The following is a 17673-nucleotide window of genomic DNA, read 5'->3' on the forward strand; positions in this document are numbered from 1 at the left end:
ACATATTTATTAAAACATTAATTTCTATTGAACCGCCGTGTACCGAACGGTACGCACGGTGGTGTGAGAGGTCGCTAAATAAACTAATTATTTAGCTCCTACTCGATTATAAAAAAGCTTAGATTCTTATGACTATTTACTATTTACTATTTACTATTTACTATTTACTATTTAACATTTAATTGTATTTACCAATTTTACTAAGCTATCTGAAATATTTTTTACTTTAACTTAAATATTACTGCAACTATTTCTAATAATTAGTTGTGTTTTAAGTTTAAGTCTACAAACCTCGTGATTCTTATTTTCTATTAACTGCAAAAGCATTTTTGAAGCACTTTCGCCAAGTAAATACATGTTCTGATCTACTGTTGTAATTTTAGGCTCAACCATGTTTGATATGCAAATATTATCAAAACCTATTATTGAAACATCCTTAGGCACATTAAAATTCATTATTTTACACGCATTTAAAACTCCTAGTGCCATCAAATCATTACAAGCAAATATCGCTATAGGTGTTTGTAAGTTTTCTAGTTCTTTTCTCATTATATTCATTGTTCCATCCACGGTTTCATAACTATTACCTTCACCAATGTTTATAATATTTTTATGATAATTTAATTTATTTTCTTCCATAAATTCATTATAAACGTTTTCTTTTATATCATATGAATAACTTTCTTTACCTCTTACAAATATTATATTTTTATGTCCTAATTCTAAAAGATATAACATAGCCTGTCTTGCACCACTTGCTTCATCGTTAAGTACAAAATTACAATTTATATTATCATTGTATCCATTTATTGATACAAGCGGAACATCTTTGCTTGCCGCCTCGTAAAACCCATTTTTCATATTCTCCGTTTTTGGATCAATGACAATAATACCGTCTACTTGCCTACCCATAAGAGATTTAACATATTTTATTTCTTCTGTGGCATTATTCCCTGTATCACAGAGATAAATTGAATAACCATTTATTTTTAATTCATATTCAATAGCTTTAATTACAGTTGGGAAGAAAAAATTATCTATGCTTGGAACTAGAATTCCTATTGTTTTTGTATTTTGACAAATTAGTGATCTTGCCAGTATATTAGGACTGAAATTCAATTTTTCTACAGCTTTTTCAACTCTAATTTTTGTTTCTTCTTTAACGGGATAATTTTTATTCATAACTCTAGATACAGTACTCATAGAAACATTAGCTTCCCTTGCGACATCTTTTATACTAGCTTTCATTTTTGCCTCCCTATAAAGTCAGAAAATTTACACATATTAAATTAAATTAACCAATTACTTATTTATAAAAATGTTATTATTTAAATTAAAATTTGTAAAGAGAAAGCTACCTCAATTTTTTTTGAGGCAGCTTTCTAATATTAATAATGCTTTAATTATTAACTTAAATTAGTTTCCTTTTACTAATGATGCTTCTAATTCTTTTACTATTTCAGCGTGTTTCTTTTCTGTTAATTTAATTTTGAATAAGAAGATAACACCGGAGATAATCATTAATGCTGCTGGCAAATAGAAAGCATACATTTTAAAGGTTACAATACCTCGAGATGTTATATCACGTGCTTGTGCATTTCCAATCATACCACACGTTACTGATATGAAACCTACGATACCATTAGATAAAGCACCTGCAAGTTTATCTAATAATGGACGAAGAGATAAAGTTACTGCTTCATTACGAACTCCATTTTTCCATTGTCCATATTCAACTGAATCACTGAGTGTCATAAGCACTGCTAGAAAAATTAATTGATACGGGAAATAGAAGAATACTAGACCTATAATAATAACTGCTATTGAACTTGGTGATGCTATGGAAAGTATAAAATATCCAATTACCATTAATATAATACCAATTATGTAAACGTATTTTCTCGAAATAAATTTAGTAACAATCGGGTAAAGTGGAACAGATACAATGCCACAAATTGCAGCTACAATTCCTACAATTGAAAAAGCTGCTATATTTCCGATTACATATTGGAAGTAAAGCATTAATACGGCTGTTGTAGCTACATACCCAATAGCAAATATAAGATATGCTAGTGCCAACCACATTAATTGGTCGTTTTTAGTAATTGCAATAAAGACTTCTTTAAGTGAAGTTTTTCCGTGTTGCTTACGCAAAAGACTTTCTTGTTCTTTTGTGCCAAGAGCTACAATCCAACTTGTAACACCATAGATTACTGCAGCTATTAAACCAAAAGCGAACCAGCCGCTAGCTCCTTGACCAGAGTGACCAGTAGCTTTTAATGTAAAGAATGAAACTATAGGAATTACTGCTAGTGTTGTTCCGTTTGCCCCTAATGATGAAGCGAAACGGCCGAATGTTGCTAATTTTCCACGTTCTGCCGAATCTTCACTAAGTGCAGGGATTATTGACCAAAATGCTATATCTTTAAATGAATAAGAACAGTCTAAAATGATGAAAACAATAATAAATAGAATTGTAAATAAAGTTTGGTTGCTTGTTGCTAGTCCAAAGAAGTTAGTAAATAGCATTGCTAAACAAATTGCACTGATTGTTCCACCAATACAAAGCCATGGACGAAATTTTCCCCATTTAGTTTTAGTGTTGTCTATAATACTACCAATAATTGGATCGAAAATAATTTCAACTAGTCTGATACCTACAACTAATGAAGTAACTAAACCTATCATTTTTACCTGAGTTTCCTTCGGAGCTCCTGCAAACATAGATTTTGTAACGAAAATCATGAAATATGTTGATAATGTTGCATAAAAAATATCATGTCCAAATGCACCTGCTGCAAATGCAAATCTTTGTTTCATTGGGTTTGCTTGTTTCATTTTTATTTCCTCCTTGTATATTTTACAATATACTTTCTTTTGCTTTTTTAGAAATAGTCAATAAGGTATCTCACCTAAAACTTTTTATAAGAAAACCTTTTCTATAATTCTAAATTTAATACGTACTTTTACAAGTACGCTTATTAGCTAAAATAATTATGTAAAATTAAATATTTTTTTAGGAAAACCTTTTCTTTTATAATTATATATTATCATATATTAGTCGTTTACACAATACTATTTTATTTTACAATTATATCTTTAATACCTCAGCGTATAATTACATATTCTTTAGTTATTAATTTTCTTAGACATATAATCGTATAAATATAAAAAAGATAGTAAAACTTTTTCTCAAAGTTTTACTATCTTTTCCATATTCATGTTAACTCTATTTTAAATTTATTAAAAGTTCCCCAGCCTTGACCTGTTGACCTTCTTTAACATTAATTAACTCAACGGTGCCTGCCTCTGAGGCAATTACCCTGGTCTCCATTTTCATAGCCTCGACCACCATTAATTGTTGATTTTCAGTTACTGTATCTCCTTCAGCTACAAGGATAGATATAACGGTTCCTGGTATTGGAGATCCGACCTCTAAAGGATTTGACGGATCTGCCATTTGTGACGCCTGGTAATTTAGTACAGCCTTGTTGTTTTTGTCTTTTATTTTTATTTCACGTCTATTTCCATCAACCTCAAACACAAGAACTTTATTACCTTCTAAATCTAATTTACTAATATGAAGCAATTTTATCATATGGGTTTTTCCATCAGCAATTTCAGCCTCACAGGTTTCACCCTCATTTAGTCCGTGGAAGAAAATATCACTTCCAATTCTACTTAAATCTCCATACTCCTGAATGTATTTAAGATAATTATCAAATACATCTGGATATAAAGAATAACTTAATATATCTTTTTTAGTTGGAGTTATACTAAATTTTTCTATTAAGTGTTTCTCCACCATATCAAAATCTTCATCTGGTAATAATTCACCTGGCCTACATGTAATTGGATCTTCACCCTTTAAAACTAGTTTCTGAAGTTTCTCTGGAAATCCTCCCATTGGTTGACCCATCATTCCTTTAAAGTATGATACAACAGAATCTGGGAAGGACATTTTAATTGCTTTTTCATATATGTTTTCTGGTGTAAGGTCATTTTGCACCATAAATATTGCAAAATCCCCAACCATTTTAGATGAAGGTGTTACCTTTACAATATCACCGACCATATCATTTACCACTTTATATGTCTCTTTAATTTCGTTAAATTTATGTCCAAGACCGAAACTCTCTACCTGTGGTTTAAGATTAGAGTATTGACCTCCTGGAATTTCATATCTATAAATTTCAGCTGAACCAGAATTCAAATCTGATTTAAATTGGTCATAAACTGGTCTTACAGCATCCCAATAATCTGAAATTCCTTGAATCCCCTTAAGGTCTATACCAGTATCTCTGTCAGTATTTTTAAGTGCTGCAGCAACTGAATTTAAGGCTGGTTGACTTGTAAGTCCTGACATACTGTTAAAAGCAGTATCTACAATATCAACACCTGCTTGAGCCGCCATCAAAACTGTAGCAACACCATTTCCGGTAGTATCATGAGTATGAAGATGAATAGGCATTCCTACCTCTTGCTTTAAGGCATTAATTAGCTTATATGCAGCATGAGGTTTAAGAAGTGCTGACATATCTTTTATACCTAATATATGGGCTCCTGTTTTTTCAATTTCTTTTGCAAGTTTTATATAATAATCCAAATTATATTTATTTTTTTTATCATTTAATATATCACCTGTATAACAAATACAAGCCTCTGCAACCTTACCACTTTTAATAACCTCGTCTATTGAAGTTTCCATTCCTTTGAGCCAATTTAGAGAATCAAATATTCTAAACACATCAACACCACTGTTTGCTGATTCTTTAATAAAATCACGAACTATATTATCAGGATAATTTTTATAACCTACTGCGTTCGCTCCACGTATAAGCATCTGAAAAAGTACATTAGGAATTTTCTTTCTAAGTTGTGTAAGTCTCTCCCAAGGAGATTCATTTAAGTATCTATATGCTACATCAAAAGTAGCACCTCCCCACATTTCAAGAGAAAACAAATCTGTTCCATAAACGGAGGTAGCAGTTGCTATCTTTAACATGTCCTTTGTTCTCATTCTAGTTGCCATTAATGATTGTTGAGCATCTCTCATTGTTGTATCAGTCAATAGTAATTTGTTTTGTCCTTTAATCCATTTTAAAAGTCCTTCTGTCCCCTGAAGATCTAATATTTGTTTTGTTCCACTAAGTTCATTTGGCATTATGATTTTTGGAACTACTGGTACATCATAAAGTTTTTTAATACCATTTGTTTCATTAACCATTTTTTCACCAATAAATTTTAGCACTCTACTTTCTTCATCTGCCTGAGGTGTAATAGAAATAAGTTCAGGATTTTCTTCAATAAAATTTGTATTACATTCGCCCTTAAGGAAAGTAGGATGATTCAATACATTAATTAAAAAGCCTATATTAGTCTTTACTCCTGTAATTCTAGTTTCCTCTACAGCTCTTATAGACTTCTTTATAGCATCTTTAAAAGTTCTAGACCATGATATGTTTTTTACAAGTAAACTATCATAATAAGGGCTAATTATCGCTCCAGCGAATCCATTACCACCATCTAGTCTTATTCCAAATCCAGAACCTGTTCTATATTCTTCTATTTTCCCTGTATCTGGTGCAAAATTATTAGAAGGATCTTCTGTTGTTATACGACATTGGATAGAATATCCAATAACCTTTACATCATCTTGTGAATTAATGCCTATTTCTGGTGAATTTAATGCGTAATCTTCTGCTATTAAAATTTGACTTTGAACTATATCAATACCTGTTACCATCTCTGTAACAGTATGCTCAACTTGAACTCTAGGATTCATTTCTATAAAATAATGATTCCCCTTAGTATCTACTAAGAACTCCAATGTGCCGGCACTTCTATAATTTACTGATTTAGCAATTTTTAATGCATCATTGCAAATTTCATCTCTTTTTTTCTGCGATATTGAAAAGGCAGGAGTATATTCTACAACCTTTTGATGCCTTCTTTGGATAGAACAATCTCTCTCATGCAAATGAACAATATTCCCAAACTTATCTCCAAGAACCTGTACTTCTATATGTTTGGATTTTTCAAGATATTTTTCTACATAAAGATGGTCTATACCAAAAGCCTTTTTTGCTTCACTTTTAGCACTTATATAAGAAGATTCTAATTCACTTGCATCCCGTACAATTCTCATGCCTCGTCCACCGCCACCAGCGACTGCTTTTAGCATGACAGGATATCCGCACTTTTCTGCAAGTATTTTTGCTTCGTCTATTGTTTCAACTTCTTTTTTATCTCCAGGTATAGTAGGAACTCCTACCGCATTTGCCACAATCTTAGATTTAATTTTGTCTCCAAGACTATCCATCATTTCCGCAGTCGGTCCTATAAATTCAATACCTGCTTTAGCACATTTTATTGCAAATTCAGGGTTCTCTGATAAAAAACCATACCCTGGATGAATAGCATCTACACCTTTTTTAAGCGCAATACTTATTATTTCCTCGATGTTTAAATATGCCTCAACAGGACTTCTGTTTTTTCCAATTAGATAAGCTTCATCTGCCTTAGTTTTGAATAGAGAATATTTATCCTCATTAGAATAAATTGCAACCGTACGAATTCCAAGCTCATTACAAGCTCTAAAAATTCTTATTGCAATTTCACCTCTATTTGCTACTAGTACTCTTTTAAACTTTCTCACTTTCATTACCCCCTATATAGCCTTTTGTCCATTTAATTATTCATTAATCATTATTAACTAGAATACATGATTTTCACCTAAAATGCAATTAAATAAAGCTGATGATGCAATAAACTAATAGTAGCCTCAATAATTTATGCCCGTTAAAGTGTATTTATCATCTATTTACTTATTAGTTTTAAATCATCTATAAATGACTTGACAGACTCCTCTTTAGTTGCCCAAGATGTTACTAATCGCAATGCAGAATTGTTCTCATCAATTTTTTGCCATACAAAAAACAAATACTTTTCTTGAAGATTCTCAATTATTTTATTGGGTAATATCGGGAATATTTGATTTGTTGATGAATTTATTAAAAATTCATATCCACACTTTTTAATTCCTATTCTTAATGTTTCCGCCATAAAATTAGCATGCCTTGCTAATTCAAAATAAAGATCATTTTTAAATAGCTCCAAAAACTGTATACCCATTAACCTGCCTTTTGCAAGTAATCCACCCTTTTGTTTAATATGATATCTAAAATCTTCTTTAAGACCCTCTTTACAAATAATAAGTGCCTCACCCAGTAGTGCACCGTTTTTAGTTCCACCTATATAAAAAACATCTGCTAGTTTTGGCAAGTCTGAAATTTCTATATCATTTTCTTTTGAGCATAAAGCAGATCCAAGCCTTGCTCCGTCAATATACAAAATCATATTATTTTTTTTGCAATATCCATATAACTCTTCTAATTCTTTTTTCTTATATATAGTACCTATTTCTGTTGGGTTTGATATGTAAGCCATTTTAGGCTTTACCATGTGCTCATCAGTATGTTCATCTATTGCCATTTGTATATGAATAGGTTTAAGTTTTCCATCCTCTACTTCCATAGAAATAACTTTATGACCAGTTGCCTCTATTGCTCCAGTTTCATGAATTAATACATGTCCTGTATTTGCTGATATAACAGCCTCATGCGATCTTAAAAAAGCAGAAATAGCTGTAAGATTTGTTTGGGTTCCACCACAAAACATATGGATATCAACATCATTACGCTTTAACTTTTCCTTTAATAATTTAATTGCACCTATTGAGTATTTGTCTTCTCCATACCCCTCTGTTTGCTCCATATTTGATTCCATTAAAGCTTTCAGTATATTGGGATGAGCGCCTTCACTATAATCATTTTTAAAACTATACATTTACTTTCCCCCTCTCAACATCATTGGTTTCTTATAACTTTTTATATTTTGAGCTTTCTATATCTATTATAGGTTGCCATTATTTCTTGCTTTCTAGGCATAGCTAAACTACCGCTTCCACCTTTTGATCTATCCATGGATATTAACCCATTTCTATCTATTTGGCAAATTATATTATCAACCATGTCACCAAAATTCAAGCCCTTATTCATAAGATTTACTTCCGCCCATTTCATAATACTTCCAATAGCATTTATTTGTTCACTGTCAACTATTTGTTCCACAGCCCTTAAATCTATATCCTCGCGATTTATACTCAAAACACTTAACCCTATTGTTTTCATCTTAACACCTTTATCACCTTGTGTTATAGTTCCAGCTTTGACCACTCTATTAAAAATAACATTTGTTTTTAAATCTCTATCAATAATTCTTTGCATTATATTACCACGACTTAACTTTTTAGCCTCTTTTGTAACATCTTTTGCTTCATAATTGTCCAATTGAATTACACTGTCTGCTACATCGAAAAACTCTCCTGAGCTACCTACTACCATTATTGTTGAAATACCATTTTGCTTATGCAAAGGTCTCACTATTTCTATAAATGGTGTAATTGGTTCCTTTTCCTTGGAAACTAATTTTTGCATTAAATCATCTCTCATCATAAAGTTAGTGGCGGAGGTATCCTCGTCTATTAATAGTACCTTTGCTCCACTTTCTATTCCCTCTATGATATTCGCCGCTTGTGATGTACTTCCACTTGCGTTTTCTGTAGAAAATTCTATAGTATCTTTACCGTTAGGTAGCTTACTAATAAATAGAGATATATCCGTTTTAGTTATACATCTGTTATCTTCTGCTCTTACCTTTAAAGCTGATTCATCTGTTATAACAAATTCCCTACCATCACCATCAATATGATTATAAACTCCAAGCTCTAAGGCTTTTAATAATGTAGATTTTCCATGATATCCTCCACCTACTATAAGTGTTATACCGCTCTTAATGCCCATGCCAAGAATTCTGCCATGACTCTTTGTATTAAATTCTACTTCTAGGTCTCTTGGTGATGCAAATGCTATACCACCTTTTAGTACTTTTGTAGATACTCCACTTTCCCTAGGTAATATTGATCCATTAGCTACAAATGCAACTAGTCCTAGACTTTTGAGCGACCTTCTTATATATTCTTGATCCTCTACAAGAGTTACTCTACTTATTAGTTTTTCACTATCTATGTTTTTATATATTAAAGTTTTTTCAACAATATTTGGTATAACTTTATATAAAATTTTTTCAAGTTCTTTGGCTAGTACATTTCTTCCTCTTGCTGGTAATCCAACATAAAACCTAGCTTCTATTTTATCTTCCTCCATTATTATTGAAGTTCTATCTAATACTTCCTGTGGACATTTACTTATTGCTATTAATCCACTCTTACCAGACCCAAAAACCTTCTGCGAATATTTATTTATATTATAATAAAATTCTCTTGTTAAAAAATCGGATACTGCAATATTTTTAATCTTATTATCATAAATTTCTTTTGGAAATTTAGAAATATTCTGATCTACTATCACTCTAATCCTTGATGGTGATGCAAACGGATCACCTTGAACATGATCTATACAAAGCACAAAATTTTCAAACTTATACTCTCCCTCTAATGTTTTATACAATCTATAACTTTTCCCATCGATTTTATCTATTTCCATTTTCAAAACATCTAAACTTTTCATATAACTCTCCTTTATTTCGCCTATCCCATGTTTTATAACAAAAGAACCAATCACGGAGACTACTGCTCATCCCGATTGGCTCTTTAGACTTTTTTATTCAATTAAATCTCATATTTATTTTAAATTGAATATTCTAGGGTTTCATCTACACTATCACTAAATCTTATAGTTCTATATTTAGTAAAGTCTAACCATTTATTTGCAAACTTCTCATTCATATCTTTTTTATATTCATTAATATATGAAGATAAATCCTTTTGTGATGTTAATTTAACACCAAATCCTTTTTCATTTATAATAATTATATCATTATACGAGTAATTTTGTACTGATAAAACATCTATTAATTTACCATTTCTTATTTTAGCAACAAAACTAGCGTTTAATGCTATTACATCAAAATCTTTAGTGTACTCATAACTTGATCCAAGAAAAGGTACATTATCTCCAATTTTATATTGTATAGCATTTATCAATTCCTTTTTAATTGCTAGGGCTTTAATATCAAAATAGTATTCATCAAAACAATTAACAGTATATTTAAGTTTATCTTTGCTAAAGGTAGTTTCTACTACTCCAATGGACTCAGCCACTCCTGAAATAATTCCACCACCACTTACATCATAACCATCTACTATTACGAATCTACCTGTATTTTGGTTATCTGCAAATTTATCAAAACATATCTTTTCCTTTGTTCTTATAGTAACTTCAGCTACATCATTAGTTTTTGCCTCAGTTGCATCAACGTAAGTTCCTATAGTACTTGCATCTATAACTTTATTAAAAGCTAAAATTTCACATTCTACTTCTTGCGTTACAAGTTTTATTTTATATTTCTTACCTTTTACTAAACTATTTTTTCCCATCCAAAATATATTAGTTGTAAAAACATCCGCAATAATAGGAGCATTATTCTTATGTGAAATTATTTCTCCTCTTTTATTGAAGAATTCATCTTCAAAAGTAATTCCTACTGACATTCCTGCACTGACAGTATTTACTCTATCTTTTTCAACAAAGGCTTCTATACTTTTAACTTTTGTAGTTCTATTTGATGGAGAAATAAGAATTTCATCACCAACCTTAAGGGTACCTGCTTCTATTCTTCCAGCAATAATACGTCTATTATCAAATTTATATACATCTTGAATTGGGAATCTTAGTGGTTTTGCGTCAAGTCCCTCTTCCTGAGTAAATAAATCTAATGATTCAAGAACAGTTTCTCCTTTGTACCAATATAATTTTTCTGATTTTGAAGTTAAATTTTCACCATAAAATGCCGAAATAGGAATATAGCTCATTGGATGTACATTTAATTTCTTTAGAAAAGCATTCATTTCATTTTTTATAACATTAAATTTTTCCTGGCTGTAATCTATAAGATCCATTTTGTTTACTACAACACATACCTGCTTTATACCAAGTAGTGATAATATATAACCATGTCTTTTAGATTGTTCTTGTATTCCCTCTTTAGCGTCTATTATAAGTAGCGCAGCTTCTGCACTAGCTGCACCTGTAATCATATTTTTAAGAAATTCTATATGTCCTGGTGCATCTATAATTACATAATCCCGTTTATCTGTATGAAATTGAAGTGATGTTGTATCTATTGTAATTCCTTGTTTTTGTTCTTCTTCAAAAGCATCTAGTAGATAAGCATATTCAAAAGGTTTACCTGTTTCTTTAGCAATTCTTTTAACTTTTTCAATTGCACCTTCTGGTAGTGATTTTGTATCATACAATAATCTTCCAATTACTGTAGACTTACCATGATCTACGTGTCCTACTGCAACTATTCTTAATTGTTCTCTTGTATTTTCCATTACTAATAAACCCCTCCCTTACATGTAACCATCTTTACGAAGCTTTTGCATAGCATATGAATCTTCTTGATCTTGAGCTCTACCTGCTCTTTCTCCAGTAGTTGTATGTTTTAATTCTTCAATTATTTGATCGATTGTCACCGCATTGGACTTTATCTTACCTGTACACTCAGCACATCCAAGACTTCTGTATCTCTCGCCATTCTTTGCAAAATATAAATCTATAAGTGGTATATTTTCTCTTTGTATATAAGTCCATATATCTATTTCATTCCAATGAAGTATTGGGTGAACCCTAATATGGTTTCCTTTTGGAAAATCAGTTTTAAATTGATCCCAAAGTTCTGGTGCTTGATTAGTATAATCCCACTCTGAATCCTTATTTCTTTCACTAAACACTCGTTCCTTAGAGCGCGAACCTTCTTCATCACTTCTAATTCCAAGTATCAATCCATCAAATTCATATTTTGTAACTACTTGTTGAAGACCATCTGTTTTTAGTGCTTTGCAACAAACGAGTCTTCCTTTATCTGGTCCCATACCTGCGTCGATTGCATCCTGATTTGTATGAACTATAAGGTCAATATTAAACTCTTTAGCAATTTTATCTCTATATTCAATCATCGCAGGAATTTTATGTTTTGTGTCTACATGAATAAACGGAAAAGGAGAATGTCCGAAAAAAGCCTTCTTTGATAACCACAATAATACTGTTGAATCCTTACCAATTGACCATAACATTCCAAGTTTACCTAATTTCTTATAAGATTCTCTTAATATGAAAATACTTTCTGCTTCTAATTCATCTAAATGATCCATAATTTAACCTCCCTAATATTTGTTACCTTCAGTTTCATTTGTTGTAATGATTATCTCAACCTTATTTGGCTTAAATATATGCCAATGAAGAAGATTTTTTTCTTTTTTAGTATTTAAATAAGTTCCTTTGCCACCAATATCGACGCCCAGATAATAATTTATAGCCTGGACTGGACATTCTTTAAGACAGGCAGTACACCCCCAACACTCCTCAGGGTATTTTATAAAAGCTTTCGATTCACAATTTTTAAAAATAAGATTTCCAGGACAAACCTTAAGGCATTTACCACAACCCACACATTTTTGTAAATCTATTTTAATGCTCATAAACTTCATCTCTCTTTACTAGGTTTCTAAAAACAACTTGAACCGTACCTTCCTTATATATAGTATTTACATACTTAAGCAAATTTTCGTCCTTTTCCTTGAAGTCTGCATTTTCACCATAACATTTCCAGCGAGTTTCTTTCCTTGCTAAAAGATGAACTATTAAAACCTTGCATACATACAGCCTATCAATAACTTCATATATTTGAAGTAGTTCTCTCATATCTATAGCACTTAATTTATTTGAAAGAACTAAAAGTTCTTCTATTTTTTTGCTAGCAATTTGTAACCTAGAAGAATTAAAAACATAATTCTTAGAAATACCACCTGCATATTCATCCATTACCTTTTGCATAGCCTCTTCAATACCATTTATAGAAAATAAGCTATCATTCTTTTCAAGAAAAGTTTCTAATATTTTTACTTTAGATGAAATTTCTGCATCATCAATTAGCTTGTTTTTCTTGTTTTCTATAAACTCAATCGCAGAGGCAGCTGCAATTTCACCTTCTACAAAACAACCAGTCACGTATTTTTTAGGGCTTCCCCCTGCGACATCTCCAGCTGCATATAGTCCTTTAATTGTTGTAGTCCGTTTGGTATCCACCCAATATCCACTGGCCGCATGTCCACCAACTATATAAGGCTCTGTACCCTCTATCTCAAGATTCTCCTTGCTAGGCCCAACTCCATCTTCAATCCACTTTAAAGTTTGAGCTGGCGCCATATTAAGGTATGCCTTATAAAGTTCTTCCTGGACTCCACCCGAAATGCCTTTTGTTTTTAAATAACAAGGTCCTAGACCTTTACTATTTTCCTCTACAGTTGCAAATAATCTTATAGTCGTTAATGGTTTGCCATAATTTTTTACATATTCATCTCCGATAGCATTAACTTGCCTTGCACCAATACCTTGAGCCACTGTACCTGTTGGTGCTATAGTATCCTTACACCTTAGCGCAATAAACCTCATTTCAAAAGAGGTCATTTCAGCTCCAGCTCTTATACCCATAGCATAACCTGCTCCAGTATTAAAGGGTGAATACCACATCTTATGTTTAGAAAAGCCAGGATTATTGGGTTTATAAAGGCCAGAGGCTCCACCGGTAGTACAAATTACAGCTTTCGAATAAATTGTATAAAATATATTTTCTTCTATATGAAAACCATAAGCACCAATAACCGCACCATCTTTGACAATGTAATCTATTATATTTACCTTGTTTAAAACATTTATATTTGGCTTTAAATTAACCTCATTTGCAAGAAGTGGTTTTATGTTTTCTCCGTTAATTTTAATACTTCGTTTACCCCTACTTACATATTCACCCTCTGAATCTTTTAAAATAGTAAGGCCTATACTTTCCATGTGTTTTGTAACCTTATTTAAATTCTTAGCTATGGAATATACCAAATCTTCTCTTATTATACCTTCAGCTTCCTTCTTAACATAATCTACGAATTCTTCTGGGGTATGTCCTTTATTAATGTAGGCATTTATTGCATTTACTCCTGCAGCTAGACATCCACTTCTTTTAATATTAGCCTTATCTGCTACAATAATATTAATATCTTCCCTCTTACTTAAAGTTAATGCTGCATAACATCCAGCGGTGCCTCCACCAACTACTAACACATCTGTTTCTAGTACTTTTGTTTCAAGCCTCATTATATCCTCCTATCTAAGATATCTAAAATAAAACAGTTATAAATACATTAATCTATTTTAAATACCTACCTTTAAATAGTCCAATATTTGATCTACACATTGATCAACTGTTTTCTCTTTTGTGTTTACAACAATTTCAGGATTTTCAGGTTTTTCATAAGGAGAAGATATACCTGTAAAGTCTTTTATTTCGCCTAGTCTTGCCTTTTTATATAAATTCTTAGGATCCCTTTTTTCACATTCCTCAAGTGGGCAATCAACAAATATTTCAATAAAATCATCCGCTATTATTTTACGTGCCATTTCACGATTTACTTTTAATGGAGATATGAAACAAGCGATGGTAATTAATCCTGAATCTACAAACAATTTTCCAATTTCACTAATTCGGCGTATATTTTCATTTCTATCCTGAATTGAAAACCCAAGATCTGAGTTTATACCTAGTCGAATATTATCTCCATCTAATAGATAAGTTGCTTTGTCCATTTCATTTAATCTTATATCTAAAGCATTTGCAACTGTTGATTTACCCGATCCAGAAAGACCTGTAAACCATAACAACTTAGATTTTTGTGATAATAGATTTGCGCGTAACTCACGGGTTACAGATGCATCATGCCAAGTAATGTTTTCTATGCTCATTTATATTTACCTCCATCATTATTAAAAAGCTATGCCCTATCAAGGCCCCATTTATGTCTCATATTTTTCTCGAGTCTAGAAAAAACAAGTTTATCAACGAATAACCCAAGAATTATTATTACTATCATTACAGCTACAACTTGGCTAATGTCGGCTAAATCACGTCCTACCATAAGCACTTGACCAAGCCCCTTTGTTGAAGATAACATTTCTCCAGCCATCAAAGCCCTCCATGCGAATGACCAACCCTGCTTAAGTCCACTAACTATATCTGGAAGTGCTGCTGGCAAAATTACATGGATATAAACCTTACTACCCTTTGCACCCATTGTTTTTGCAGCTCTTATATATAATGGATTTATATTTTGTATAGCATATTTAACGGATATTGCCACCGCAAATGTTGAACCAATAGCAATTACGAAAATAATTGAAATCTCACTAAGTCCAAACCAAAGAATAGCAAAAGGCAACCAGCAAATACTAGGTAAAGTTTGAAGTCCTAAAATTAATGGCCCTAAATTTTCATCTAAATACTTAAATCTAGCAATTGTAAGTCCTAGAGTCACTCCTATTATTACTGATATAAAATATCCAACTACAATTCTCTTTAAACTTGCAACAATAGCAATTCCTATTGTGTTATCTTTTATAAGTGAAATCAAAGTACCAAAAACGTCAAAAGGTGATGGGAAAATGTATGGTTTCCAAATTTTAAAAATATCAACACCTAGTTTATAAATCCCCTCCCATATCATTATCAGGAGTATATAGAACAGTATTTTCTTCAATATTCCAATCACCATCGTATTCTGCTTTTGCAACCTTCTCCACCTCCTCTTTTAATGCTTTCATTATCTTAGATGTATAATAAGCTATATCACAACTTTCCATTTCCCTTGGCCTTGCAAGTTCTATCCTAAATTCTTGCTTTATTCTACCAGGATTCGCTGCCATCACCACAACCCTATTAGCCAAATAAACTGCTTCTTCTGCATTATGGGTAATAAAAATAATTGTTTTTTTTGTATTTACCCATATTCGTTGTAACTCTTGTTGCAGCATCATTTTAGTCTGACTGTCAAGGGCTGCAAAAGGCTCATCCATTAGAAGTATTTCAGAATCAAGAGATAGTGCACGGGCGAGAGCTACTCTTTGCTTCATTCCACCTGACAACTCATAAACATAAGAATCTTGAAATTTTGATAAATGCACCATTTTCAAATAATGAATTGCCTTCTTATACCTATCTTCCTTAGGCATTCCAGCCATCTTCATGCCAAACTCTACATTATCTATTACCTTAAGCCATGGAAATAACGCCGCTTCTTGAAACATTACTGTTCTATCAGGCCCTGGACCTGTTATTTCACTACCATTAAGTAAAACCACACCTTTGGTTGCTTTTTCAAGTCCAGCTAAAATATTTAGTAGAGTTGATTTCCCACAACCAGATGGCCCTAATATGCATACAAAGTCACCCTTTGTTATCTCTAAATTAAAATTTTCAAGTGTACTTGTTTTCTTATGTTTTGAAATAAACTCCTTACTAACGTCCTTAACTATAAGACTCAAACTTATCACCTCTTTTATTTGATTTGTACTTGACCTTTTTCTTTTAGAACCTTATTTAAAATAGTAAGGTTAAACAAATCCTTTGTGTCTGGATTTAATCTTAAGAACCCCTCTTGAAGTGAGAATTTAACAAAATCTAAAACAGAATTCTTTTCCGGATTATTTGTAATTGTTAATCTTTTAAATGCAGCATCTAAAACATCCTTTTCTATTCCTTTTTTGGTTAGCTCAGTAATCTGTTTATTAACTATTACCTTAGCCTTTTCTGGATTATTATTAATGTAAGTAGTTACATCTACATGTGCCTTTATAAAATTTTCAACAATCAATGGATGATCCTTTAAAAACTCAGTTCTCACAACTACTACAGCTGTAGTATATTTTCCTTGCCTAAATAATTCTTTATAATCTAGAATAATATTTGCTCCGGCCTCTTTAATAAGTCTTGAGCCCCAAGGTTCAGGTACTAATGCAGCATCTATGTCCCCTTTTTTTAGTAATGATAAAATATCAGCATTTGATGCTTGCCTTACCTCAACCGTTCCACCCTTTGTTTTATCCTTAAGTCCATTTTCAGACAATATGTTCCTAAGTGTTAAATCTTGCGTATTTCCAAACTGTGGGACTGCAATTTTTTTACCATTCAAATCTTTCAAATTCTTAATAACCATTCCCTTTTTAGATACAAATATTGCCCCAGCATCCGTTGCACCTGCTACAATTTGAATATCACCTTTGGATTTTGAATATCCATTAATAGCAGGGCCGGGTCCAATATATGCAATATCAATAGCTTTTGCAAATAATGCTTCAACTTCCGCAGGTCCTGCATTAAATAATTTCCACACTACGTTGTTTTTCGTTCCTATAGCCTTTTGAAAGCTAACTTGCTCACGTCCTACAAGCGCTTGTGAATGGGTTATGTTTGGGAAATATCCAACCCTTACATCAACATCCTCATTTACCACTTTTTTTGAGCAACCTGCTAATCCAGTAATAATTAAAATACCTGCTAGTATTACTCCTGAAACTTTAAATCCCTTTGAATTTTTCAATGTGGGCCTCCTACTAAAATTAGTTTTTATTGAAATATTCAATACTATTTATGCACTAAATAATACGTATTTTAAATATCTTTATACTATATAATTGCTAATTCCTAATTCCTAATTGTTTATTAATTCTAAATTTTCTTCATTTAGCTTAACCATACTTTTCC

Annotated in this window: 13 protein-coding genes; all 13 read right to left on the reverse strand. The window is 31.8% G+C overall.

Going from position 1 to position 17673, the window contains the following annotated elements:
• Positions 1-231: 231 nt before the first annotated feature.
• On the reverse strand, positions 232-1248 hold the full coding sequence (locus KPL37_RS14980; RefSeq protein ID WP_216150641.1) for a LacI family DNA-binding transcriptional regulator: 1017 nt from the start codon (positions 1246-1248) through the stop codon (positions 232-234).
• A 168-nt stretch (positions 1249-1416) separates the two neighbouring features.
• A complete protein-coding gene (locus KPL37_RS14985; RefSeq protein ID WP_246578312.1) occupies positions 1417-2838 on the reverse strand; it encodes a glycoside-pentoside-hexuronide (GPH):cation symporter in 1422 nt (473 codons plus the stop codon).
• Between the two features lie 391 nt (positions 2839-3229).
• Positions 3230-6658 (reverse strand): pyruvate carboxylase, encoded by a 3429-nt coding sequence (locus tag KPL37_RS14990; RefSeq protein ID WP_216150643.1) that lies wholly within the window; start codon positions 6656-6658, stop codon positions 3230-3232.
• 161 nt (positions 6659-6819) lie between these two features.
• Positions 6820-7848, reverse strand: coding sequence for a threonine aldolase family protein (locus KPL37_RS14995; RefSeq protein ID WP_216150645.1), 1029 nt, complete (start codon positions 7846-7848; stop codon positions 6820-6822).
• 41 nt (positions 7849-7889) lie between these two features.
• Entirely contained in the window at positions 7890-9590 is a 1701-nt protein-coding gene (locus tag KPL37_RS15000; protein ID WP_216150647.1) for an ABC-ATPase domain-containing protein, read from the reverse strand.
• Between the two features lie 119 nt (positions 9591-9709).
• The gene (locus tag KPL37_RS15005) at positions 9710-11419 is read right to left on the reverse strand and encodes a sulfate adenylyltransferase subunit 1 (protein WP_216150649.1); all 1710 of its coding nucleotides are present in this window, start codon (positions 11417-11419) and stop codon (positions 9710-9712) included.
• 18 nt (positions 11420-11437) lie between these two features.
• On the reverse strand, positions 11438-12238 hold the full coding sequence (gene cysD / locus KPL37_RS15010; RefSeq protein ID WP_216150651.1) for a sulfate adenylyltransferase subunit CysD: 801 nt from the start codon (positions 12236-12238) through the stop codon (positions 11438-11440).
• Between the two features lie 12 nt (positions 12239-12250).
• Positions 12251-12565: a 4Fe-4S dicluster domain-containing protein gene (locus KPL37_RS15015; RefSeq protein ID WP_216150653.1), complete on the reverse strand. Its 315-nt coding sequence runs from the start codon at positions 12563-12565 to the stop codon at positions 12251-12253.
• Entirely contained in the window at positions 12555-14234 is a 1680-nt protein-coding gene (locus KPL37_RS15020) for an adenylyl-sulfate reductase subunit alpha (RefSeq protein WP_216150655.1), read from the reverse strand. Before KPL37_RS15020 ends, KPL37_RS15015 begins: the two co-directional genes overlap by 11 nt.
• Positions 14235-14291: 57 nt before the next feature.
• On the reverse strand, positions 14292-14879 hold the full coding sequence (gene cysC / locus KPL37_RS15025) for an adenylyl-sulfate kinase (RefSeq protein ID WP_216150656.1): 588 nt from the start codon (positions 14877-14879) through the stop codon (positions 14292-14294).
• A 29-nt stretch (positions 14880-14908) separates the two neighbouring features.
• The gene (locus tag KPL37_RS15030; RefSeq protein WP_216150659.1) at positions 14909-15637 is read right to left on the reverse strand and encodes an ABC transporter permease; all 729 of its coding nucleotides are present in this window, start codon (positions 15635-15637) and stop codon (positions 14909-14911) included.
• Positions 15615-16454 (reverse strand): ABC transporter ATP-binding protein, encoded by an 840-nt coding sequence (locus tag KPL37_RS15035; protein ID WP_216150661.1) that lies wholly within the window; start codon positions 16452-16454, stop codon positions 15615-15617. The genes KPL37_RS15030 and KPL37_RS15035 overlap by 23 nt, the downstream gene beginning before the upstream one ends.
• A 14-nt stretch (positions 16455-16468) precedes the next feature.
• A complete protein-coding gene (locus KPL37_RS15040; RefSeq protein WP_216150663.1) occupies positions 16469-17509 on the reverse strand; it encodes an aliphatic sulfonate ABC transporter substrate-binding protein in 1041 nt (346 codons plus the stop codon).
• Positions 17510-17673: the final 164 nt, after the last annotated feature.

Origin of the sequence: Clostridium frigoris (assembly GCF_018861865.1) — a bacterium.
Taxonomy (GTDB): Bacteria; Bacillota; Clostridia; order Clostridiales; family Clostridiaceae; genus Clostridium_AD; species Clostridium_AD frigoris.